Source organism: Streptomyces sp. NPDC051219 (assembly GCF_040682335.1).
Lineage (GTDB): Bacteria > Actinomycetota > Actinomycetes > Streptomycetales > Streptomycetaceae > Streptomyces.
This window is the reverse complement of record NZ_JBFBAS010000007.1, coordinates 164,429-185,714: the sequence shown is the minus strand read 5'-3', so window position 1 is coordinate 185,714 and position 21,286 is coordinate 164,429. Positions and strand designations below refer to the sequence as shown.

Below are 21,286 nucleotides of genomic sequence, written 5' to 3'. Positions count from 1 at the left end.
GTCGGAGGGAAGGGGACCGGTCCGACGTTGCTCACGACGGCACCGGTCAGCTCAACGACATCCGGCCGGAGCGGGGGCCGCATTTCCGGTTGGGCCGATTGCTGCGAATTTCGTCCCCTGGCCGATTCGGATCAGGCCAAGCAGCCCTACGGTCGGGCCGAATGGGTACCGGCGGCCGCACCCGGGGTTGCGCCGGAAACGGAGATCTCCCCTCGCGCCACGTTGCTCGAGGGCGTGCCGGGCTGTCTGATCGGGAGGTTGACGGTTCACCGTTCCGACAAGGCCGCCCGGACAGGGCCTACGCCCCGTAGAACAGTTCCTCGACGACCGCCCGCGCGCGCCGCGTCGTGCGCCGGTAGTCGTCGATCAGCTCGCCCGCGCGGCCGGGACCGTACCCCAGGTACCGTCCCACGGCCGCCAGCTCCCGTCCGTCCGAGGGGAACGTGTCGCCCGCCCGGCCGCGTACCAGCATGACCGCGTTCCGCACGCGCGTCGCCAGGACCCACGCCTCGTCCAGGGTCTGGGCGTCCTCGGTCGGGATCAGGCCCGCCGCCCGCGCGGCGGCCAGCGCCTCGCGGGTCCGCGTGGTGCGCAGGCCGGGTTCCGCCCAGGCATGCCGCATCTGCAGCAGCTGGACGGTCCACTCGACATCGCTCAGCCCGCCCCGGCCGAGCTTGGTGTGCAGCGTCGGGTCGGCGCCGCGCGGCATGCGCTCGGACTCCATCCGGGCCTTCAGCCGGCGGATCTCACGCACGGCGTCCTCACCCAGCCCCTCCGGGGGGTACCGCAGCGGATCGATGAGGTCGATGAAGCTCCGGCCCAGCTCCTCGTCGCCCGCCATCGGCGCGGCCCTCAGCAGGGCCTGGCTCTCCCAGACCAGGGACCAGCGCCGGTAGTAGGCGGCGTACGAGGCGAGCGTCCGCACGATCGGGCCGCTCTTACCCTCCGGGCGCAGATCGGCGTCGATGAGCAACGGCGGGTCGGCGGTCGGGAGTTGGAGCAGGCGGCGCATTTCGGTGACAACGGTCTGCGCGGCCCTGGCGGCGTCGTGCTCCCTGACCCCCTCGCGCGGTTCATGTACGAACAGCACATCCGCGTCCGAGCCGTAGGCGAGCTCATGGCCGCCGAAGCGGCCCATGCCGATGACCGCGAAGCGCGCGGGCAGCGTGTCGCCCCACTGCTCGCGCACCGCGGCACGCAGGGCACCGGAGATGGTCGCCGCGTTGAGGTCCGTGACGGCCTTGCCCACGAGGTCGACCAGTGCGCCGGCGTCCTCCTCCGCGGGGCTGTCCTCCGTGCCGTACGAGCCGATGATGTCGGCCGCGGCGGTACGGAACAGCTCCCGCCGCCGTACTCCGCGCGCCGCCGCCACCGCGCCCTCGGCGGTGTCGGCGCGGTTGACCGCCGCCAGCACCTCCTGCTCCAGGTGGTCGCGGCCACGCGCCTTCAGCCCCTCCGGGTCGCCGAGCAGAGCGACCGCCTCGGGCGCGCGCAGCAGCAGGTCGGGAGCGAAGCGCCCGGCTGACAGCACCCGCGCGAGGTTCTCGGCGGCGGCGCCTTCGTCGCGCAGGAGTCGCAGGTACCAGGGCGTCTTGCCCAGCGCGTCGGAGACCTTGCGGAAGTTGAGCAGGCCCGCGTCGGGGTCGGCGGAGTCGGCGAACCAGCCCAGCAGGACGGGCAGCAGCGTGCGCTGGATCGCTGCTTTGCGGGACACCCCCGAGGCGAGCGCCTCCAGATGCCGCAGCGCGGCGGCGGGGTCCGCGTACCCGAGGGCCTCCAGACGCTGCCCGGCCGCCTTGGGGCTCAGCCGGGTTTCGCCGGGTGTGAGCTGCGCCACGGCGTCCAGAAGCGGCCGGTAGAAGAGCTTCTCGTGCAGCCGCCGCACCACCGAAGCGTGCCGCCGCCAGGCCTGGTTCAGCTCGGCAACCGGATCGGTGCGCATGCCGAGCGAGCGCCCGAGGCGCCGGAGATCGGCCTCGTCCTCGGGCACCAGATGGGTGCGGCGCAGCCGGTAGAGCTGGATGCGGTGTTCCATCGCCCGCAGGAATCGGTACGCCTCGGCGAGCTGAGCGGCGTCCACCCGCCCGACATAGCCGCCGGCCGCCAGTGCCTGCAGGGCGTCCAGGGTGGTGCCGCTGTGCAGTGTGGCGTCACTGCGTCCGTGCACCAACTGCAGTAGCTGTACGGCGAATTCGACGTCCCGCAGGCCGCCGGGACCGAGTTTGAGCTCACGCTCCACCTGCGCCACTGGGATGTTGTCGACCACCCGGCGGCGCATCTTCTGCACGTCGGGGACGAAGTTCTCGCGCTCGGCGGCCTGCCACACGAGCGGCGCCACCGCGTCCTCGTAGTCCGCGCCCAGGTCGGGGTCGCCCGCCACGGCACGGGCCTTCAGCAGCGCCTGGAACTCCCAGGTCTTGGCCCACCGCTGGTAGTAGGCGAGATGCGACGACAGGGTGCGGACCAGCGGACCGTTCCTGCCCTCGGGCCGCAAATTTGCGTCGACCGGCCAGATGGTGCCCTCGACCGTGGTCTCGGAGCAGATCCGCATCAGATGCGAGGCGAGCCGGGTCGCTGCGCGCAGTGCCTTGCCCTCGTCCGCGCCGTTCGCGGGCTCGGCGACGAAGATGACGTCCACGTCGGAGACGTAGTTCAGCTCGTGGCCGCCGCACTTGCCCATGGCGATGACCGCGAGCCGGCACATCGCGGCGTCCTCGGGGGCGGCGGCACGGGCGATCGCGAGAGCTGCCCGCAGCGTCGCCGTGGCCAGGTCGGCCAGCTCGGCCGCCGCCTGGGCGACATCGGTCGTACCGCAGACGTCGCGTGCCGCGATCGCCAGCAGGCAGCGCCGGTAGGCGATGCGCAGCGAGACCGGGTCGGTCGCCTCGGCAAGGCAGCGCTCGAACTCCTGAACACCCGGGTGCAGATCGGCCGACTCGTAGGTGACCAGCGCCCGCCAGTCGCGCGGATGGCGTGCCAGATGGTCGCCGAGTGCCTCGGATGCGCCGAGCACCCCGAGCAGCCGGTCACGGAGCGGCTTCGCGGCGACCAGGGTGGAGAGCATGGCCCGCCGCTCCTCCGGGTCCTGGGCCTCCACGAGCCGCACCAGCCCGAGGAGCGCGAGATCGGGGTCGGCGGTGGCGCCGAGGGCGTCGAGCAGCACCGGGTCGGTGCGTACGGAGGACAGCTCGGCGGTGTCGAGCAGCCGCCCGGCGGCGGACGGATCGGTGAAGCCGTGCCGCAGCAGTCGCGTGAACGTACTGCTCCTGCGCCCGGGCACCGACGTCATCCCGCCGCCTCCGTCCGATCAAGCCCCGGCCGATCCGGGACCGGCCGATCAAGGTCCGGTTCCCGAGCCTAACCCGCGGGGTCGCGCAGGTCACCGAGTGAGATAGCCAACATCACTCACTTCTCGAACAGATGAACCGAAAGACTGACCTTTCAGTCTTCTTCGCTGCTCAGCGGCTTCCGCACCTTGAAACACCGAAAGCACATCTCTTCATGTCTGCATACCGGCGCGTCCTCTGCGCGGCCCTGCTCATAGCCCTGCTCGCGGGAGCGACGGGCATCGTGTCCCTGGTGGGAGCGGGGGAGGCCACCTCGTCGGAGTCGTCCACGACCGTGCCGGTCCCGCCGACGCGCACGAGCGGGGAGTCGGTGATGCAGATCGTCGCCCACCCGGACGACGACCTGTTCTTCATGAACCCGGACCTCAGCCAGTCCATCGCCGCGCGCCGGAGCCTGACATCCGTGTACCTGACCGCGGGTGAGTCGGACGGCGTGAACGCCGCCAAGGGCCCTCACCTCAGGGATCCCGAGCCGCGCGCCGACAAGGCCCGGTACGCGGAGGCACGGCAGAACGGCATCCGCGCCGCCTACGCCCAGATGGCCACCGGCAACCGGACCAGCCCCTGGCAGCGCAGCGTCATCCGTACCGCCGGTGGCGGCACGGCGGAGCTGGACGTCCTCAAGGCCCGCCCCGAGCTGAGTCTGGTGTGGGTGCAGTTGCGGGAGGCGGGCAGCATCGCGGGTGACCGTCCGCACAGCCTGCACGGGCTGTGGGACGGCAGGGTGTACGCCCTGCGGTCCCGGCTGTCCTCGGGCACCCCGGTCCGCACGGGTTTCTCGTACACCAAGGAGCAGACCGTCCGGACGATCACCGGTCTGCTGGAGCGCTTCCGGCCCACCTTCGTCCGGATGCAGGACCCGACGCCCGGCCGCTCCGCACAGACCCACAAGTACAGCGACCACCAGGACCACATGTACGGCGCCCGGTTCGTGCAGGCCGCGCTCGCCCGGTACGCCCGGTCCGGCGACCGCCCGCACTTCTCGGTCCAGAACTACCTGGGCTACCTCAACGGCGGCCTGCCGCACGCCCTGGACCCCGCGGCGGCCGCGGCGAAGCTGAGCGTTCTGAAGACGTACGCCTGGATGGACCACACCGACTACTGCGGCAGCGACGCCGGCTGCGGCGACCGCAAGGTGGCGGCCCGTCCCGCCGGGCGGGACTGGGCGCAGAGCATCCGGTACGCCCGCGGGGAGAGCACGTCCTGGCTGCAGGCCGGGCCGGGCGGTGGCCAGTGGGCGTTCGCGGTGCTGGACGGCCGCCTGGCCGTCTGGCAGCGGCCGGGCGGCGACACCGCATGGACGGGGCCGCGGCTGTTGCCGGGCGCCGGGATCGATCCCGGGGTGCGTACCGCAAAGCTTCCCGACGGCCGGATCGCCGCCTTCGCCACCCGGACCACGCTCGGCGCCGAGGCCGCCGGCTACCGCAGGGCCGTCGTCGTCACTGTGCAGCGCACGCCCGGCGGCGGGTTCGGCCCGTGGCAGTCGCTGGGCACTCCCGAGCGCGACGACGAGACGTGGACCTCAGCCATCAGCGCCCCCGCGGTGACGGTGGACACCGCCGGCCGGATGACGGTTCTGCTGCGCGACGGCAGCCGGACGCTCAGCGCCCGCGCGCAGCGGGCCGACGGCAGTTGGGGGCCGTGGCGGAGTCTGGGCGGAAAGGCCCTGCACGGGGACCCGGTCACCGCGACGGACCGGGCCGGCCGCTCCTATGTCTTCGCCGCGACCCCGACGTCGGTACTGGTGTGGCCGGGGCGCGAGGCACCGGGGACGCAGAGACAGGGAGAGCGGGGACCGGCGCACCGGGAACCGGCGCGGCAGGGACCGGCGCGGCAGGGACCTTTCCCCACCGGCCTGCCGCCCACCACCGGCCCGCTCACGGCGGTGCCGGACGGCGACGGCGTACGGCTGTACTTCCGCAAGCCCGACTCCGGCGATGTCCGCACGGCGCTCGTCTCGGCCGGCGGTGCGCTGCCCGTCTCCGTCTCCCCCGTCGTGGAAGCGGGCGGCAAGGCCGGTTTCGGCCCGGTCAGCGCCTCCGGGTCCCTGCTGGCGGCCAGGTCCGGTACGGGGGCTCTGGCCGTCCGGCCGGGCAGCGCTCCCGGCTGGACGACGACGGGTCCGATGTTCGCCGGAGCCCCGGCGAGCGTCCCGCAGAGCTCCGGGACCATCGGTCTGGCGGTACTGGGCCTGGATGCCCGGCTGCACTGGACCACCACGGCAAACGGCTCCCTGGCGCCCTGGCAGGCCGTCGGCCGATGAGTTCCGCGGGCGCGGGCGGTCCACACTGAGAAGGGTCCCGGCCTCCTCGCGAGCGGAAGGAATCACCATGACGGAGCACCAGCCCCCCATCGGACCGCTGACCGAACTCGACACCAGGTACAGCAGCTCGGACGCGACCGCGACGCCGTGGTTCGAGGCCGTACAGCATCTGGACACGGCTGAGATCTTCTGGCTGTCGACCGTACGTCCCGACGGCCGGCCGCATGTCACGCCGCTGCTGGCCGCCTGGGTCGACGACGCGCTGTACTTCTGCACCGGCGCGGACGAGCGCAAGGCGAAGAACCTCGCCGCGAACCCGAACGTCGTCCTCACCACCGGGGTCAACGCCCTCCGCGAGGGCTTCGACCTGGTGATCGAGGGCCGGGCCGAGCGGGAGACCGACGAGAAGGCGCTCCAGCGCGCCGCGGACCGGTACGAGGAGAAGTACACCAGCGAGTGGCACTTCGACGTACGCGACGGAGCGTTCTGGGCGGAGGACAATCGGGCGGTGGTCTACCGGGTCGAGCCCACGACGGCGTTCGGCTTCGGCAAGGAGCCGTACAGCCAGACCCGCTGGCGTTTCGCGTAGCGGCGGTGATTCCGGTGCGGCCGGGCCGGGCCGACCGCTCGCTCCAGCCGACCGTCCGCCGCACGAAGCGGCCCGACTTCAGACTTCATGGGGTCACGCTTCGGTGACCGGCGCGTCCTCCGGCAGGCCGAAGTGCGTGCGGGCCTGTGCCTCCATCGCGTCCGTGCCGTCCCAGTCTCCGTGCCGCACCACCGCGGCGCCGCCCTTGGAGAAGGAGCGGCCGATCCACGCGTCGTACCAGGCACCGTCCGGGGCGGTGTCCTCGCGACGCACCTGGTGGCCGCCCTTCCTGTCCGGCGACAACTCCCACACCCACGGTGCCCGCACGGCCGTCCCCTGCACCAAGGTCCCGCCGCGGGAAGCCAGTTCGGAACAGACCGCTTCGATACCGACCTGCAGGGTGCCGTTCTCCGTCTCCCGGATCTCGACGACCTGCTCGGCACAGAACCAGCGGGCTGTGGGCGACAGTTCCACATAGTCGGACAGCACGCCGACGTCCTTTTCCAGCGAGGCGACCAGCGCATCGTGCACGACCGGCTGTACGGCCTTCCGCAGGACCGGGTCGACCTCCGGCGGCAGCGCGGTACATCCGAGGACCACTCCGGCCAGCACCACGTACGCCCCGGCGCCCCACCACCCACACACCCTGCTCATGTCCCCGTCCCCGTCCCTCGTCCGGCCTGCGAGCTGCAACGACAAGCTGGAGAGATCGTCGCAGCAGCCCGCATGACCATCAACCGAAGGGCCGCCACAGGTGGGCGGCTGCCACCATGGACGGTCCTGTCGGGCGTGCCGTCGTCAGCAGGTGCGTCCGACGTACGAGGCCCCGTCGATGCTGCCGGCCGATCCGAGCCAGGTGACCCCGGGGCTCACACAGCGCTCGTAATTGGGGCCCCATACCTCCACTTCGACGACCACTCGCGAGCCGTCGCTCGTGCAGTGGTTGTAGTACGCGTCGCTGGAGGTCGAGTAGAACCCGCAGGGGTTGGCGACCGCCGACGGGGCGGCAGCCGTGGACAGTCCGAGGATGAGGGGTACGGCGCCGAGGACGACCGACAGGGTACGGCGAACGCTCACGAGGCAACTCCTTCATGTGGGCGCGATGCCCGAGCACTGAGATGGGATGTATACGGAGAGCATTCCATTTCTCACTCTCCGTAGTAGTCGATCTCGCTCGGACGAATGCAGGAGTTCACCGGATCGAGTGCGGAGGCACCGTGTGCACCCCCGGCCGGCTGTCGTACCGCGCCTATCAAGGTCGCCGCCGTCCGTCAAGTCCCGAAATGTAGCGACATGACGCAGTGCGGCCGCCAAGGCTTACTTGAAGCACGGGTTCACGCAGAGCAGGTGGCCCACCCGCACCGCCTCGAAAGCCCCGCGACGTGGCAGGGCCGTCCGGTACCTCGTCCCAAACTTTCATGATCAAGGAGAACACCATGTTCCGCACCTCCCGTACCCAGCGTCTGGCCCTGCTGACCGCCTCGACCGCCCTGGCCGCAGGAGGCTCGCTGCTGTCCTCCAGCGCCTTTGCCGCTCCGGCCGCGGCGCACACAGCTCCCGCCGGCGTGGTAGCGGATCACAACGACGGCGACCGGTTCAAGCACAAGAAGAAGCAGAAGAAGCGTTCCAAGAAGGTGACGGAGACGACGAGGACCACCGAGATCCGCAAGGACGGGACCGTCATCATCACCGAGAAGGTCAAGGTCACCGAGCGGAAGGGCCTCAACAAGGTCAACGGCAACGTCAACGGCAAGGTCAACCGCTAGGGTCAATCGTTCGCATCTTGCCGGGCTCGCAGGCCCTGGCACGCACGCTCGCCGCGTTGTCGCCGGTCGGCGTCGAGTGAGTGGGCGGTCCGACAGCTGAGACACCTCCGGGCCGACGGTCGATGACCGTCGGCCTGGAGTTCCACACCGGCTGAAAGATCGTTGGCCTGCGCCTACAGCACCGGCAGGTTCTTGCGGAGCTCGAAGGCCGTGACCTCCGAGCGGTACTCCTCCCACTCCTGCTTCTTGTTGCGCAGGAAGAAGTCGAAGACATGCTCGCCCAGCGTCTCGGCGACCAGTTCGCTCCGCTCCATCAGCGTGATCGCCTCGCCCAGGTTCTGCGGCAGCGGCTCGATGCCCATCGCGCGGCGCTCCGCGTCCGACAGGGCCCAGACATCGTCGTCCGCGCCCGCCGGGAGTTCGTAGCCCTCCTCGATGCCCTTCAGCCCGGCGGCCAGCAGGACCGCGTACGTCAGGTACGGATTCGCTCCGGAGTCGATCGAGCGGACCTCGACGCGCGAGGAGCCGGTCTTGCCGGGCTTGTACATCGGGACCCGGATCAGCGCGGAGCGGTTGTTGTGGCCCCAGCAGATGTACGAGGGAGCCTCGCCGCCGGAGCCGGCCGTACGGGCCGAGCCGCCCCAGATGCGCTTGTAGGAGTTCACCCACTGGTTGGTGACCGCCGAGATCTCGGCGGCGTGCTTGAGCAGACCGGCGATGAAGGAGCGGCCGACCTTGGAGAGCTGGTACTCCGCGCCCGACTCGTAGAAGGCGTTGCGGTCGCCCTCGAAGAGGGAGAGGTGGGTGTGCATGCCGGAGCCCGGGTACTCCGAGAAGGGCTTGGGCATGAACGTGGCCTGCACGCCCTGCTCCAGCGCGACCTGCTTCATGACCAGGCGGAACGTCATGATGTTGTCGGCGGTGGAGAGCGCGTCGGCGTAGCGGAGGTCGATCTCCTGCTGCCCGGGGGCACCCTCGTGGTGGCTGAACTCGACCGAGATGCCCATGGATTCCAGCATGGTGATCGCCTGGCGGCGGAAGTCCATGCCGACGTTCTGCGGGGTGTGGTCGAAGTAGCCGGAGCTGTCCGCGGGGGTGGGCCGGGTGCCGTCGACCGGCTTGTTCTTCAGCAGGAAGAACTCGATCTCCGGGTGGGTGTAGAAGGTGAAGCCCAGGTCGGAGGTCTTGGCCAGGATGCGCTTCAGTACGTACCGGGGATCGGCGAAGGAAGGCGAGCCGTCAGGCATCAGGATGTCGCAGAACATCCGGGCGGTACCCGGGGCCTCGGCGCGCCAGGGAAGGATCTGGAACGTGCCCGGGTCCGGCTTGGCGATCATGTCCGATTCGTACACCCGCGCGAAGCCCTCGATCGCGGAGCCGTCGAAGCCGATGCCCTCGTCGAAGGCCTGCTCCAGCTCCGCCGGAGCCACCGCGACCGACTTGAGGAAGCCGAGCACATCGGTGAACCACAGGCGCACGAAGCGGATGTCGCGCTCCTCGAGCGTACGGAGCACGAATTCCTGCTGCTTGTCCATAGCTACATCCTTGCAGTTCAGACGGCCTGTGCACCACCGCCCGGGCAGAGGGGAGAACCTCCAGTATCCCGACCCGTCGTTTCCGCCACATTACGCAACCCGTATGACGTGCGGCACGTCGCCGCCCACTACCATCTGGCCCCATGGGGGGATCCGGGCACACGCGGCGCGGGCGCATCAGGCGCCCCGCGGCGATGCTGTGCGCCCTGGCCACTCTGCTTGCCGGGCTTTTCCTCTGTGCGAGCCCCGGTGACCTGCACGGCGGCGGCGGTCCTGAGCCGGGCCCGCCGCGCGTCTCGACCGACGCCCATGCCGAGTACACCTGCCCGTTCGACCGCTCGGACTGCGGCCCCTTCTCACATCTGACGCCTGCGGTCCTCACGGCTCCGCCGCCCGACGCCCCGGTCGCCACGGCCGGCGAAGCGCACGCCGGAATCGTCGGGGCCGCTGCTGATATACGCGCCGCGGGGGCCCAGCCCCGCGCCCCCGACCTCCATGTCCTTCAAGTGCTGCGGACGTGAGCCGGGCCTCGCATCAAGGTTCTCGCCCCCATATCCCGCTCCCGCAGAAGGACACCTCTTCCATGGCTTCCAACAAGAACCAGAAGCAGAACAGCTCGCGCAAGGCCCGAATAGAGGAGATGCGCCGCGCCGAGAAGGCGCGTGACCGCCGCAACCGCATCATCGCCATCACCGTAAGCGCGGCCGTCGTCGCCGGACTTGTCGGCCTCGGCGCGTATGTCCTGAACGAGGAATCGGAGAAGAAGGCGAAGGCGGAGGCGGCCGTCAAAGCGCCGGTGACCGGCGAGAAGAGCTGGGACGCCAAGAAGCTCGGCCGCAACCACGTCGCCAAGGCCGTGAAGTATCCGATGAAGCCACCGGTCGGCGGTGACCACCACCAGATCTGGATGAACTGCGGGGGCGACGTCTACAAGAAGCCGGTCCCCGAGGTGAACGCCGTGCACTCGCTGGAGCACGGCGCCGTCTGGGTGACGTACAACGACAAGGCCCCGGCGGCGGACGTGAAGAAGCTCGCCGACAAGGTCGGCAAGACGCCGTACTCCCTGATGAGCCCGGTCAAGGACCAGTCCGGCGCGATCATGCTGAGCGCCTGGGGCAAGCAGGTCACGGTGGACGGCGCCGCCGACCCGCGGGTCGACCAGTTCTTCACCAAGTACGTGCAGGGCCCGCAGACCCCTGAGCCGGGTGCGGCGTGCACCGGCGGAATGGGCGAGCAGTGACCCGTACGCACTGGGCGGCCATCACGGCCGTCGTCCTCGCGCTGCTCGTCGCGGCGGCCGCCACGGTCGCCACCGCGAGTGGCGGCGCGTCGTCCGGGCAGGCCGCTTCCGCGGCCGCCCCGGCCGAGGACTCCGCGGACGCCGGTTTCGCCCGGGACATGGCGGTCCACCACCAGCAGGCGGTGGAGATGTCGTTCATCGTGCGCGACCGTACGGAGGACGAGGACGTGCGGCGGCTGGCGTACGACATCGCCAATACGCAGGCCAACCAGCGGGGCATGCTGCTGGGCTGGCTGGACCTGTGGGAGCTGCCGAAGATCTCGATGGGCGAGCCGATGGCGTGGATGGCGTCGGAGCAGTCGGGGACGGCGGAGCAGAAGCCGGGCGGCCACGGCGACGGGCACGGCGGCGCACACGATGGGCAGAGCGGCGGGCACTCCGGCGGGCACGAGGTGCGCGACGGCTCCCTCATGCCCGGCATGGCGACCAGGACCGAGATCGCGGCGCTGGCCGAGGCGGAGGGCAGGCAGGCCGAGATCCTCTACCTCCAGCTGATGACCGTCCACCACAAGGGCGGTGTGGTCATGGCCCGGGGCTGCGCCGACCTCTGCGAGATCGGTACGGAACGCAAGCTCGCCCAGGGCATGGTCGACGCCCAGGAGTCCGAAATGGCCCTGATGGCAGACCTGTTGAAGCAGCGGGGCGCCAAGCCGCGCGCCTGACCCGCTGCCGCGCGGCCGTCCGCCCGCCCCGGGCGCCCTGAGCTCGGGATGGGCGGGCGGCCGCCGCGCCTCCATGAGCTGCGGCGGTGGTCACGCGTGGCTGCCGAGCACCGCCCGCGCCACCGACCACGGGTCGTCCAGCATGACCAAGTGCCCGGACCGCTCGGCGGCTTCGAAGCGGGCGCCGAGCCGGTCGGCCAGCGCGGCCTGGCGGTCGAGCCACCGCATCGCGCACCGGCCATTGCTGCCGTCATGCCCGGCGAGGACCGTCACCGGCACGTCCGGGAGCGGGTGGCGCTCACGCAGCGCCAGCAGTTCCGCCGCCACGTCGAGGTAGCGCGCGTTCTCCAGCAGTGCGCCGCGCAGCACGCGCCCGGTGCGGTAGCAGCGGCGTACGAGCGCGTCCGGCGCCGGATCGCCGCCGCCCGTGCGCGAGAGCCGGACGAGCGCGCGGCGGGTGAGCGGGCCGAGCGCGGCCGGGGCGCCGGCGGCGGTGAGCACCGAGCCGAGGGTGCGGGCGGCGGCGGTTCGCAGGGCCGGGGCGGCGGGGGCACGGGCGTGCTCCTCGACGCTGCCGTCGACCAGGATCACAGCGGCCGTCCGGGCGGGCTGGAGACGGGCGAAGGCCTCCACATGGAAACCGGCGATGGAGTGGCCGACGACCGTGGCCGGTCCGGTCAGCCCGAGGGCGTCGAGCACTCCCGCGATGCGGTGTGCCTCCCCGGCGGCGGTGGGCGGGACGGCGGCGGGGGCGCTCAGTCCGTGCCCGGGCCGGTCGAAGCGGACGACGGTACGGGAGGGGGCCAGTAGCGGGACGACCCGGTCCCAGTCGTACCAGCTCATCGCCAGGCCGGCGCTCAGCACGCACACCGGTCCGCTGCCCTCGACAACCACATGCAGCGGCACGCCGCCGACCCGTACGAACGCCATGTACGCCCTTCCCGGTGCTCCGGCCGAGAACAGTACTCGCAGGTGCCTCCGGCCCCCGGAGGGCGCCAGATACCCGGTGGGGGTAGTCTGCGCTCTGTGACAACCTTGCGAAGGGCGGCGTACGGGCGGCAGTTGCTGCTGCTCGCCGTGCTGCTCCTCGGGATCGTCACCATGCACACACTGGGGCATCCCACCCAAGGGCACAGCGAGGGAACGGCGGCGCACACGGTGTCCGCGGCGCCGCCGGAACACCACACCGCCGGCCGCAGCGCCCCGCCACACACCGCCCCGCACACCGCGCTCCACGCAGCCGTGGAGTCCGCAGCCGGGCGGACCGCACCCGGACAGACCGCCGCCGGACGGGCGGGGCCGGAGCTGCCGGGTACGGACATGGACCCGATGTCCGTCTGTCTGGCGGTACTTGGCGCGCTCACCCTCTTCGTACTCGCCGCGGGACCGCTGCGCGCAGGCCCGGTCGGCGCGCTCCCGTCCGTTCCGGACCAGCTGCTTCGCGCGCTGTGGCCCGACCCGCCACCCCGTAAGGCCGTCCTCGCCAGGCTGTCGGTGCTGCGGATCTAGAACCGGGCCCCGCTGCCTGGGAACCTCCGCGCTCCGAGCGGTGTACCAGAAGCAGCAGACGCGCCCATCTGCACGCATCACCACACACCACGAGGTGCACTCAGTCATGCGCACTCACCACACTCGCCGCGCCGTGCTCGGCGCCGGGATCGCCGTCGCGGGTACGGGAGTTCTGGCCGCCTGCTCCGGCTCGGCCGGCGGTATGGACCACGGCTCGGCGAATCACGGCTCGGGGAACCACGGCGGCTCGCCGTCGGCCGCCCCGGGCTTCGTCACACCGGACGGCAAGGAGGTCGCCGCGGCCGAAGCGGGACGGGGCCGGGGCCCGGTTCGTACGGTCAGGCTGACCGCCACCGCCACTCCGCTCGACCTGGGCGGCGGCCGTACGGTCAGGTCCTGGGCGTACGGGGACCGGCTGCCGGGCCGGGAGGTCCGCGTCACGGCGGGCGACACGCTCGCGCTCACCCTCGCCAACAACCTGCCGCAAGCCACGTCGTTGCACTGGCACGGTCTGGCCCTGCGCAACGACATGGACGGCGTCCCCGGCCTGACGCAGCGCGACGTCCGGCCGGGCGCCTCGTTCGACTACCGCTTCACGGTCCCGCACCCCGGGACGTACTGGTTCCACCCGCACTCGGGCACCCAGCAGGACCGCGGCCTGTACGCGCCGCTGATCGTGGAGGACCCGCGAGAACCCCTGCAGTACGACAAGGAGTGGGTCGTCGTACTGGACGACTGGGTCGACGGGGTGGACGGCTCCACGCCGGACGGGGTGCTGGCCGAACTCGGCAAGGGCATGCGCCACGGGTCCGCCGGAACGGGCGGATCCGCCGGGTCCGGCGAGCCCGGTGGGCACTCCAGTCACGGCATGCCCTCACCGTCCCGGCGGGCCGGCGGCCCGTCCCGGATGACGACGGGCGCCACCAGCCCGCTGCTCGGCGGTGACGCGGGAGACGTCGCCCACCCGTACTACCTGGTCAACGGGCGGACGCCGGACGACCCCGCCGTCTTCACGGCCAAGCCCGGCGAGCGCATCCGGCTGCGCCTGATCAACGCCGGGGGCGACACCGCGTTCCGGGTCGCGCTCGGCGGCCATGAACTGACGGTGACGCACACGGACGGCTTCCCCGTGGAGCACGCGAAGACCGACGCCCTCCTCCTCGGCATGGGCGAGCGGTACGACGTCGTGGTCACCGCGCAGGACGGCGTCTTCCCGCTGACCGCGCTCGCGGAGGGCAAGAAGCAGACCGCCCGGGCCCTGCTCCGCACCGGCGGCGGCACTGCGCCGAGCCCGTCCGTACGGCCCCGCGAGCTGGACGGGAAGCTGCTGACGGCAGACCGCCTGAAGGCGCACGAGTCCGTGGCCCTGCCCGCCCGGAAGCCGGACCGCACGATCGGGCTGAAGCTGACGGGCGGGATGGACAAGTACGACTGGGCCTTCGACCGCAAGCCCTACTCCCCCGGCCGGCGCCACGCGGTCCGGGCGGGCGAGCGGGTCCGGGTGGTCTTCTCCAACTCCACGACGATGTGGCACCCGCTCCATCTGCACGGCCACACGTTCGCCCTGGCGGGCATGCCCGACGGTCCCCGCAAGGACACCGCGGTCATCCTGCCGAACGGCACGCTGACGGTGGACTTCGACGCCGACAATCCGGGCCTGTGGATGGTCCACTGCCACAACGTCTACCACTCGGAGGCGGGAATGATGACCGTGCTCGGTTACCAGAGGTAGCCCGGGCGGGGGCGCCCCCGCCCGGGGCGCCCCGCACCTGCCCGCCAGGCCATCGCGTCAGACAGACGATTACACTGGGCGGCGTGCCTCAACTACGCCTCGCTCTGAATCAGATCGACTCGACCGTCGGCAGCCTCGCCGCCAACGCCGAATCGATCGTCCATTGGACCCGGCACTCCGCCGAACAGGGCGCCCATCTGGTGGCGTTCCCCGAGATGGTGCTGACCGGCTACCCCGTCGAGGACCTCGCGCTGCGCTCGACCTTCGTCAAGGCCTCGCGCGACACACTGCACGCGCTCGCCGCGCGCCTCGACGCCGAGGGCTTCGGTGAGCTGCCCGTCATCGTCGGGTACCTCGACCGGTCCGAGAAGGCCCAGCCGCGCTACGGCCAGCCGGCCGGCGCCCCGCGGAACGCCGCCGCGGTGCTGCACCGGGGCGCTGTGGTGCTGACCTTCGCCAAGCACCATCTCCCCAACTACGGCGTCTTCGACGAGTTCCGGTACTTCGTGCCGGGCGACTCCATGCCGGTGATCCGGGTGCACGGCGTCGATGTCGCGCTCGCGATCTGCGAGGACCTCTGGCAGGAGGGCGGCCGGGTGCCGGCCACCCGGTCCGCCGGCGCCGGGCTGCTGGTCTCCGTCAACGCCTCGCCGTACGAGCAGGACAAGGACGACACCCGGCTCGAACTCGTACGCAAGCGTGCGCAGGAGGCCGGCTGCACCACCGCCTATCTGGCGATGATCGGCGGTCAGGACGAGCTGGTCTTCGACGGCGACTCGATCGTGGTCGACAAGAACGGCGAAGTCATCGCGCGCGCCCCGCAGTTCGCCGAGGGCTGCGTGCTGGTGGACCTGGATCTGCCTGCCGCCGCGCCCGAGCCGCCCTCGGGGGTCGTCGACGACGGATTGCGCATCGACCACGTGGTCCTGTCGGAGGACCCCGTCCCCGCGTACGAGGCCGAGGTCGGCGGCGGATACGCCGAGCGCCTCGACGACGACGAGGAGGTGTACTCGGCCCTGGTGGTGGGCCTGCGCGCGTACGTCGCCAAGAACGGCTTCCGGTCCGTCCTGATCGGCCTGTCCGGGGGGATCGACTCGGCCCTGGTGGCGGCGATCGCCTGCGACGCCGTCGGTGCCCAGAACGTGTACGGCATCTCGATGCCTTCGCAGTACTCCTCGGATCACTCCCGGGACGACGCCGCCGAACTGGCCCGCCGTACCGGGCTCAACTTCCGGACCGTGCCGATCGCGCCGATGTTCGACGCGTACATGGAGTCGCTGCAGCTGACCGGGCTCGCCGAGGAGAACCTCCAGTCACGGCTACGCGGCACGCTTCTGATGGCCGTGTCCAACCAGGAGGGCCACATCGTGTTGGCGCCGGGCAACAAGTCCGAGCTGGCGGTTGGCTATTCCACGCTGTACGGCGACTCGGTCGGCGCGTACGGCCCGATCAAGGACGTCTACAAGACGTCCGTCTTCCGCCTCGCGCAGTGGCGGAACCGGGCAGCTGAGGAGCGGGGTCAGACCCCGCCGATCCCGGAGAACTCCATCTCCAAGCCGCCGAGCGCGGAACTGCGGCCGGGTCAGGTCGACACCGACTCGCTGCCCGACTACCCGGTGCTCGACGCGATCCTCGCCATGTACGTGGACCGCGACCAGGGCATCGACTCGATCGTCGAGGCGGGCTTCGACCGGGAGCTGGTGGCCAAGACGCTGCGCATGGTGGACATGGCGGAGTACAAGCGCCGCCAGTACCCGCCGGGTACGAAGATCTCCGCGAAGGGGTTCGGCAAGGACCGCCGGCTGCCGATCACCAACGGCTGGCGCGAGCACTGACGGCTTGAGGCCCGAGGTACGGCGGAGGCCCGGGGATTCGTCCCCGGGCCTCCGGCCCGTCAGAGCTCGACGCGCGCCGCGATCGGCAGATGGTCGCTGCCCGTCTCCGGCAGCGTCCACGACGACACGGGCGTGAGGCCCTTGACCATGATCTGGTCGATCCGCGCCATCGGGAACGCAGCGGGCCAGCTGAAGCCGAACCCGTCCCCCGCCGCCCCCTGGGTGGAGCGCATCTGTGAGGTGACCGGGGAGAGCGCTCGGTCGTTCATGGTGCCGTTGAGGTCGCCGAGAAGGACGACCCGCTTCAGCGGATCCCGGACGATGGCATGGCCCAGCGCGTCCGCGCTGACGTCGCGCTGATGGGCGGTGAAGCCGGCGTTGAGCTTCACCCGCACCGACGGCAGATGGGCGACATAGACCGCGACCGGCCCCTGCGGGGTCTCGACGGTCGAGCGCATCGCGCGGATCCAGCCCAACTGGATGTCCACGGGCCGGGTGTCGCTCATCGGGTACTTGCTCCAGAGCCCGACCGTCCCCTGCACGGAGTGGTACTTGTACGTCGGCGCCAGCGCGCTCTCGTACGACGCGACCGCGCCCGCCTTCAGCTCCTCCAGCGCCACCACGTCCGCACCCGAGGCAGCCACCTTCTTCGCCGTGCCCTCGGGGTCGGGATTCTCGGCGTTGACGTTGTGCGTGGCGACGGTGAGGTTGCCGCCACCGCCCGACTTGCCGGTGACGAGTCCGCCGAAGAGGTTGAGCCAGACGACTGCCGGCAGCAGTACGGCGATCACCGCCGCCGCGGAGCGCCGCACCAGCGCGAGCACGAGCAGCAGGGGGATGGCGACGCCGAGCCAGGGCAGGAACGTCTCTGTCAAGCTGCCGAGGTTGCCGATGGTGTTGGGGATCTGCGCGTGGAAAATCATCAGCAGCGCGGTGAGCACGGCGAGGACCGCGAGAAGGATGCCGCGCCGCCAGATGCCGCGGTCGTGCCGCAGGCCCTTCAGCAGGCGCCGGAAGCCGGATCCGGTTCGCTCGGGCCCCGAGCTGCCGTTCCCCGTCTCCGTCACGTACGCCTGCGCCATACCGCTGCCCTCACTGCCTTGCCTCGCACACCGTCTCGCCCCCCTGACCCTAGGGGATGATCGGTGACTTTCCCTGCCGTCCTGAACGGCCGTACTGCCACGAGGACGACGGCACGGCGCGAGGAGTTCCGAACGCCCCGGTCAGGGCCACGGCTGTGACAAAACGCGCATACTCCGAAGCAGATCCGAAGCAGATGTGAGTGCGGACGGGAGTGCAGACAGCACCCTCGCCGCGCAGGTGGGTCACGGCCGGGGCCGGAGCCCTACGAGCACGGCGTCGACGATGCGCTCGGCCAGGTCCTCGTCGAGCGGGCCGTCCGGCCGCAGGACCGTCCGTACGAGCATCGGCCCCACCACCAGGTCGCCGACCAGGTCGAAGTCCAGGTCCGCCCGTATCTCCCCGCGCGCGATCCCGCGCCGGAGCACGTCGTTCAGCACCTCACGGCGGGCCGCGATAACGCTGTTCTGGTAGTGCTGCCACAGCTGCGGATAGCTCTGCACCTGCCCCAGCACACTGCGCAGCATCGCCGAGGAGCGCTTGGCCAGACCGCGGCGGCGCAGCCCCTCCAGCATGACGATGAGGTCGTCGCGAACCGAGGTCCCTGGGAGCGGCGGATCCTCCTGCTCGACGGACCGCATGACGTCGACGAAGAGGGCCTCCTTGCCCTCCCACCGGCGGTAGATGGTGGCCTTGCCCACGCCCGCGGTGCGTGCGATCCGCTCGATGGACAGCTCGACGAGAGGTACGCCGTCCTCAAGGAGCCGGACGACGCTCTCGATAATGGCGCGCTCGGCGGCCTCACTGCGCGGCCGCCCGCGCGGAGAGCCGCCCTTGGCGGGCTGCTCCGGCCGGTCCCTCAACGCCATGTCCGCCAGCCTCTCGCATATGACGTACGACAATCACCACGGAGGATTCTCACGCGAGCGCACGCGAGACCCGGCGGCGGGCCTGGAGAAGCGAGTGGGAAGCAGCGCCGTCCGCCCGCCGGGCAGTCATCCGGTCACTGTTCCCGGACGTCGGCGGGACTGCGGGCCGGCGCGCCGTGCGGGCTGGCGGCCGCGTGTCTCGCGCTCCGGCCCGGCATGAACAGCGCGACGACCACGGCACCCAGGACCGCGACGGCCGCCGCGCCGAGGGCGGTGATGTGCATGGCGTGGACGAACGCCTCGTGCGCCGGGCCGGTCAGCGCCCTGCCCTCCGGGCCGAGCCGCTGTGCGGCCGCCAGGGTCGCCTCGACCGATTCTCCCGCCGCGTGCCGCTCGTCGGGGGGGAGGACGGTGAGGTGGTCCCGGATGCCCATGCGGTAGGCCGTGGAAAGCAGCGAGCCGAGCACCGCGACGCCGAGCGCGCCGCCCACCTGCCGGAAGGCGTTGTTCATGGCCGACCCCGCACCGGCCTTTTCGCGCGGCAGACTCTGCATGACCACGACCGTGACCGGCGTCATGATGTGTGCCGTGCCGGTGCCCTGCAGGAAGAAGATCACTTCCAGCACCCAGATCGGGGTGTCGGTGCCGAGCAGCAGGAACCCGCTGAGTGTGACGGCCACGACCAGCAGTCCCGCCGCGCACGTTGCGCGGGCGCCGAAGCGCTGGACGGCCAGCTGGGCGCGAGGAGCGAAGATCAGCTGGGCCGCGGCGAGCGGCATGACGAGCAGGCCGGTCTGGAGCGGTGAGTAGCCACGCACGCTCTGGGTGTAGAAGACCGAGAAGAACGTGACGCCCATCAGCGCGAAGAAGACCAGCGCGACGGCGGTGACGGCTGCCGAGAAGGCGGGGATGCGGAAGTAACGGACGTCGAACGCGGGGTGGTCGCTGCGTCTCTCGTGCAGGACGAAGACCGTGAGGACCACGAGCCCGCCGCCGATGGGGAGCAGCACCTCGGGAGCCGTGAAGTCGGCGTACCGGCCGCCGGTGATGATCCCGTACACGAGCAGGACGAGGCCCGCCACGGACAGCAGCACGCCGACCGGGTCGAGACGTCCGGGGTCCGGGTCGCGCGAGTCGGGAACCAGGACCACCATCGCGATCACGCCGATGATCACGACGGGCACGTTGACGAGGAACACCGACCCCCACCAGAAGTGGTCCAGCAGCAGCCCGCCGGTGATCGGGCCGATGGCGATCGCGAAGCCGACGCCGCCGGTCCAGATGCCGATGGCCTTGGGCTGTTCCTCACGCTCGAAGACGTTCACCAGGATGGCGAGCGTGGCCGGCATCACGAACGCGCCGCCGAGGCCCATCACCGCCCGGTACGCGACGAGCGCGCCGGGCGATTGGGAGAAGGCCGCCAACGCCGAGCCGGCACCGAAGACCACCATCCCGAAGAGCAGGGCCTTTCTGCGGCCGAACCGGTCGCCGAGGAGGCCGGCGGTGAAGAGGAGGCCGGCGAACACGAGCGTGTAGGAGTTGATGGCCCATTCCAGCGCGCTCTGGGTGGCGCCCAGACCGTCCGGCGGAGGGGTCGCGATGGTGGTCATCGCGACATTGAGGATCGAGTTGTCCAGCACCACCATCAGCAGGATGAGCATCAGAACCGCGAGGATCGCCCAGCGCCGGCGGTGCACGGCTTCGGGCACGGGGTGCGCGGCGGGTCGGCCGGTGTCCATGGGCTGAGCCTAGTCTATTTCCGATACGATGCCGTCTCGTATCGCAATGCTTTGTCGCAATGTCCCCCTTCCGCCTCCGGCCGGCGAGGTGCCACCATGGGGGGCGAGTCCGGGGACGCCGTGAGGGCGCCTCGAGATGACACAAGGAGCCGTTGCAATGACGCACGCCGTCACGCCCGACGTTTCGCCTGCCGTTGTGCCGCCCGCCCAGAACCCGTCCGCCGACAGCAGCAAGGCGCTGTACGGAGGCAAGGGCACCCGGCGCATCACCGTCCGAGACATCACCGCCGCCAAGGAGCGCGGTGAGAAGTGGCCCATGCTCACCGCCTACGACGCGATGACCGCCTCCGTCTTCGACGAGGCGGGCATCCCGGTCATCCTGGTCGGCGACTCCATGGGTAACTGTCACCTCGGCTACGACACCACCGTGCCCGTCACGCTCGACGAGATGACCATCCTCTCCGCAGCTGTCGTGCGGGGCACGCAGCGCGCCCTGGTCATCGGCGACCTGCCTTTCGGCTCGTACCAGGAAGGCGCCGTCCAGGCGCTGCGCAGCGCCACCCGGCTGGTCAAGGAGGCCGGCGTCGGTGCGGTGAAGCTGGAGGGCGGCGAGCGCTCGCTGCACCAGACCGAGCTGCTCGTACAGTCCGGCATCCCGGTCATGTCCCACCTGGGCCTGACCCCGCAGTCCGTGAACGCCATGGGCTACCGGGTGCAGGGCCGCGGTGACGAGGCGGCGCACCAGCTGCTGCGCGACGCCAAGGCGGCGCAGGACGCGGGCGCGTTCGCGGTCGTCCTGGAACTCGTACCGGCCGAGCTGGCGGCCGAGGTCACCCGCTCGCTGCACATCCCGACGGTCGGCATCGGCGCAGGCGCCGACTGCGACGCCCAGGTGCTTGTCTGGACGGACATGATGGGCCTGACCGGCGGGAAGATGCCGCGCTTCGTCAAGCAGTACGCCAACCTCCGCCGGACCATGGGCGACGCGGCGAAGGCGTTCGCCGACGATGTCGTCGGCGGCGCGTTCCCCCAGGCGGAGCACGCTTTCCACTGACCACCT

The 21,286-nt window shown here is 71.1% G+C and carries 18 protein-coding genes; 10 read left to right on the top strand and 8 right to left on the bottom strand.

Going from position 1 to position 21,286, the window contains the following annotated elements; all coding sequences use genetic code 11:
* Window positions 1–298: 298 nt before the first annotated feature.
* Window positions 299–3,289, bottom strand: coding sequence for a bifunctional [glutamine synthetase] adenylyltransferase/[glutamine synthetase]-adenylyl-L-tyrosine phosphorylase (locus AB0M62_RS11620; protein WP_366073950.1), 2,991 nt, complete (start codon window positions 3,287–3,289; stop codon window positions 299–301).
* 212 nt (window positions 3,290–3,501) lie between these two features.
* Between AB0M62_RS11620 and AB0M62_RS11615 the strand changes: the two genes are divergently transcribed.
* Together AB0M62_RS11615 and AB0M62_RS11610 are read left to right on the top strand one after the other, a co-directional pair.
* Entirely contained in the window at window positions 3,502–5,610 is a 2,109-nt protein-coding gene (locus AB0M62_RS11615; RefSeq protein ID WP_366073949.1) for a PIG-L family deacetylase, read from the top strand.
* 67 nt (window positions 5,611–5,677) lie between these two features.
* The gene (locus AB0M62_RS11610; RefSeq protein ID WP_366073948.1) at window positions 5,678–6,199 is read left to right on the top strand and encodes a pyridoxamine 5'-phosphate oxidase family protein; all 522 of its coding nucleotides are present in this window, start codon (window positions 5,678–5,680) and stop codon (window positions 6,197–6,199) included.
* A gap of 93 nt (window positions 6,200–6,292) precedes the next feature.
* On the opposite strand, the gene AB0M62_RS11605 is transcribed toward AB0M62_RS11610, so the two are convergent.
* Window positions 6,293–6,853, bottom strand: a complete 561-nt coding sequence (locus tag AB0M62_RS11605) for a hypothetical protein (protein WP_366073947.1) — start codon at window positions 6,851–6,853, stop codon at window positions 6,293–6,295.
* Window positions 6,854–6,997: 144 nt separating this feature from the next.
* Window positions 6,998–7,276 (bottom strand): DUF6355 family natural product biosynthesis protein, encoded by a 279-nt coding sequence (locus AB0M62_RS11600; RefSeq protein ID WP_366073946.1) that lies wholly within the window; start codon window positions 7,274–7,276, stop codon window positions 6,998–7,000.
* A gap of 359 nt (window positions 7,277–7,635) precedes the next feature.
* Between AB0M62_RS11600 and AB0M62_RS11595 the strand changes: the two genes are divergently transcribed.
* Window positions 7,636–7,965, top strand: coding sequence for a hypothetical protein (locus AB0M62_RS11595; RefSeq protein ID WP_366073945.1), 330 nt, complete (start codon window positions 7,636–7,638; stop codon window positions 7,963–7,965).
* Window positions 7,966–8,138: 173 nt separating this feature from the next.
* Here the strand turns inward: AB0M62_RS11595 and AB0M62_RS11590 are convergent, their stop codons facing one another.
* Complete coding sequence (locus AB0M62_RS11590) at window positions 8,139–9,500, bottom strand: glutamine synthetase family protein (protein ID WP_366073944.1); 1,362 nt, start codon at window positions 9,498–9,500, stop codon at window positions 8,139–8,141.
* A 143-nt stretch (window positions 9,501–9,643) separates the two neighbouring features.
* On the opposite strand from AB0M62_RS11590, the gene AB0M62_RS11585 reads away from it, so the two are divergent.
* From AB0M62_RS11585 to AB0M62_RS11575, 3 genes are all read left to right on the top strand, one after another.
* Window positions 9,644–10,021, top strand: coding sequence for a hypothetical protein (locus tag AB0M62_RS11585; RefSeq protein ID WP_366073943.1), 378 nt, complete (start codon window positions 9,644–9,646; stop codon window positions 10,019–10,021).
* A gap of 62 nt (window positions 10,022–10,083) precedes the next feature.
* Window positions 10,084–10,740 (top strand): DUF3105 domain-containing protein, encoded by a 657-nt coding sequence (locus tag AB0M62_RS11580; protein ID WP_366073942.1) that lies wholly within the window; start codon window positions 10,084–10,086, stop codon window positions 10,738–10,740.
* A complete protein-coding gene (locus tag AB0M62_RS11575) occupies window positions 10,737–11,462 on the top strand; it encodes a DUF305 domain-containing protein (RefSeq protein ID WP_366073941.1) in 726 nt (241 codons plus the stop codon). The genes AB0M62_RS11580 and AB0M62_RS11575 overlap by 4 nt, the downstream gene beginning before the upstream one ends.
* Window positions 11,463–11,552: 90 nt before the next feature.
* On the opposite strand, the gene AB0M62_RS11570 is transcribed toward AB0M62_RS11575, so the two are convergent.
* On the bottom strand, window positions 11,553–12,392 hold the full coding sequence (locus tag AB0M62_RS11570; protein WP_366073940.1) for an alpha/beta hydrolase: 840 nt from the start codon (window positions 12,390–12,392) through the stop codon (window positions 11,553–11,555).
* Between the two features lie 96 nt (window positions 12,393–12,488).
* On the opposite strand from AB0M62_RS11570, the gene AB0M62_RS11565 reads away from it, so the two are divergent.
* The 3 genes from AB0M62_RS11565 to AB0M62_RS11555 all read left to right on the top strand — a co-directional run bounded on the left by AB0M62_RS11565 (window position 12,489) and on the right by AB0M62_RS11555 (window position 16,538).
* Window positions 12,489–12,971 (top strand): hypothetical protein, encoded by a 483-nt coding sequence (locus AB0M62_RS11565; protein WP_366073939.1) that lies wholly within the window; start codon window positions 12,489–12,491, stop codon window positions 12,969–12,971.
* A 106-nt stretch (window positions 12,972–13,077) separates the two neighbouring features.
* Window positions 13,078–14,703 carry a multicopper oxidase family protein gene (locus AB0M62_RS11560; RefSeq protein ID WP_366073938.1) on the top strand — a complete coding sequence of 542 codons (1,626 nt, stop codon included), beginning with the start codon at window positions 13,078–13,080 and terminating at the stop codon, window positions 14,701–14,703.
* 83 nt (window positions 14,704–14,786) lie between these two features.
* The gene (locus tag AB0M62_RS11555) at window positions 14,787–16,538 is read left to right on the top strand and encodes an NAD+ synthase (protein ID WP_366073937.1); all 1,752 of its coding nucleotides are present in this window, start codon (window positions 14,787–14,789) and stop codon (window positions 16,536–16,538) included.
* A gap of 59 nt (window positions 16,539–16,597) precedes the next feature.
* On the opposite strand, the gene AB0M62_RS11550 is transcribed toward AB0M62_RS11555, so the two are convergent.
* The 3 genes from AB0M62_RS11550 to AB0M62_RS11540 all read right to left on the bottom strand — a co-directional run bounded on the left by AB0M62_RS11550 (window position 16,598) and on the right by AB0M62_RS11540 (window position 20,226).
* On the bottom strand, window positions 16,598–17,620 hold the full coding sequence (locus tag AB0M62_RS11550; protein ID WP_366073936.1) for an endonuclease/exonuclease/phosphatase family protein: 1,023 nt from the start codon (window positions 17,618–17,620) through the stop codon (window positions 16,598–16,600).
* Between the two features lie 243 nt (window positions 17,621–17,863).
* Entirely contained in the window at window positions 17,864–18,487 is a 624-nt protein-coding gene (locus AB0M62_RS11545; protein WP_366073935.1) for a TetR/AcrR family transcriptional regulator, read from the bottom strand.
* 134 nt (window positions 18,488–18,621) lie between these two features.
* Window positions 18,622–20,226, bottom strand: coding sequence for an MFS transporter (locus AB0M62_RS11540; protein WP_366073934.1), 1,605 nt, complete (start codon window positions 20,224–20,226; stop codon window positions 18,622–18,624).
* 157 nt (window positions 20,227–20,383) lie between these two features.
* Here AB0M62_RS11540 and panB point away from each other — a divergent pair, with 157 nt between their 5' ends.
* Complete coding sequence (panB, locus tag AB0M62_RS11535) at window positions 20,384–21,280, top strand: 3-methyl-2-oxobutanoate hydroxymethyltransferase (protein ID WP_366073933.1); 897 nt, start codon at window positions 20,384–20,386, stop codon at window positions 21,278–21,280.
* The last annotated feature ends 6 nt before the right edge of the window (window positions 21,281–21,286 follow it).

Excerpts from the sequence above, each read along its gene's own strand:
- AB0M62_RS11620 (WP_366073950.1), bottom strand. The coding sequence starts at position 3,289 with ATGACGTCGGTGCCCGGGCGCAGGAGCAGTACGTTCACGCGACTGCTG.
- AB0M62_RS11615 (WP_366073949.1), top strand. The coding sequence starts at position 3,502 with ATGTCTGCATACCGGCGCGTCCTCTGCGCGGCCCTGCTCATAGCCCTG.
- AB0M62_RS11610 (WP_366073948.1), top strand. The coding sequence starts at position 5,678 with ATGACGGAGCACCAGCCCCCCATCGGACCGCTGACCGAACTCGACACC.
- AB0M62_RS11605 (WP_366073947.1), bottom strand. The coding sequence starts at position 6,853 with ATGAGCAGGGTGTGTGGGTGGTGGGGCGCCGGGGCGTACGTGGTGCTG.
- AB0M62_RS11595 (WP_366073945.1), top strand. The coding sequence starts at position 7,636 with ATGTTCCGCACCTCCCGTACCCAGCGTCTGGCCCTGCTGACCGCCTCG.
- AB0M62_RS11590 (WP_366073944.1), bottom strand. The coding sequence starts at position 9,500 with ATGGACAAGCAGCAGGAATTCGTGCTCCGTACGCTCGAGGAGCGCGAC.
- AB0M62_RS11585 (WP_366073943.1), top strand. The coding sequence starts at position 9,644 with ATGGGGGGATCCGGGCACACGCGGCGCGGGCGCATCAGGCGCCCCGCG.
- AB0M62_RS11580 (WP_366073942.1), top strand. The coding sequence starts at position 10,084 with ATGGCTTCCAACAAGAACCAGAAGCAGAACAGCTCGCGCAAGGCCCGA.
- AB0M62_RS11570 (WP_366073940.1), bottom strand. The coding sequence starts at position 12,392 with ATGGCGTTCGTACGGGTCGGCGGCGTGCCGCTGCATGTGGTTGTCGAG.
- AB0M62_RS11560 (WP_366073938.1), top strand. The coding sequence starts at position 13,078 with ATGCGCACTCACCACACTCGCCGCGCCGTGCTCGGCGCCGGGATCGCC.
- AB0M62_RS11550 (WP_366073936.1), bottom strand. The coding sequence starts at position 17,620 with ATGGCGCAGGCGTACGTGACGGAGACGGGGAACGGCAGCTCGGGGCCC.
- AB0M62_RS11545 (WP_366073935.1), bottom strand. The coding sequence starts at position 18,487 with ATGGCGTTGAGGGACCGGCCGGAGCAGCCCGCCAAGGGCGGCTCTCCG.
- AB0M62_RS11540 (WP_366073934.1), bottom strand. The coding sequence starts at position 20,226 with ATGGACACCGGCCGACCCGCCGCGCACCCCGTGCCCGAAGCCGTGCAC.
- panB (WP_366073933.1), top strand. The coding sequence starts at position 20,384 with ATGACGCACGCCGTCACGCCCGACGTTTCGCCTGCCGTTGTGCCGCCC.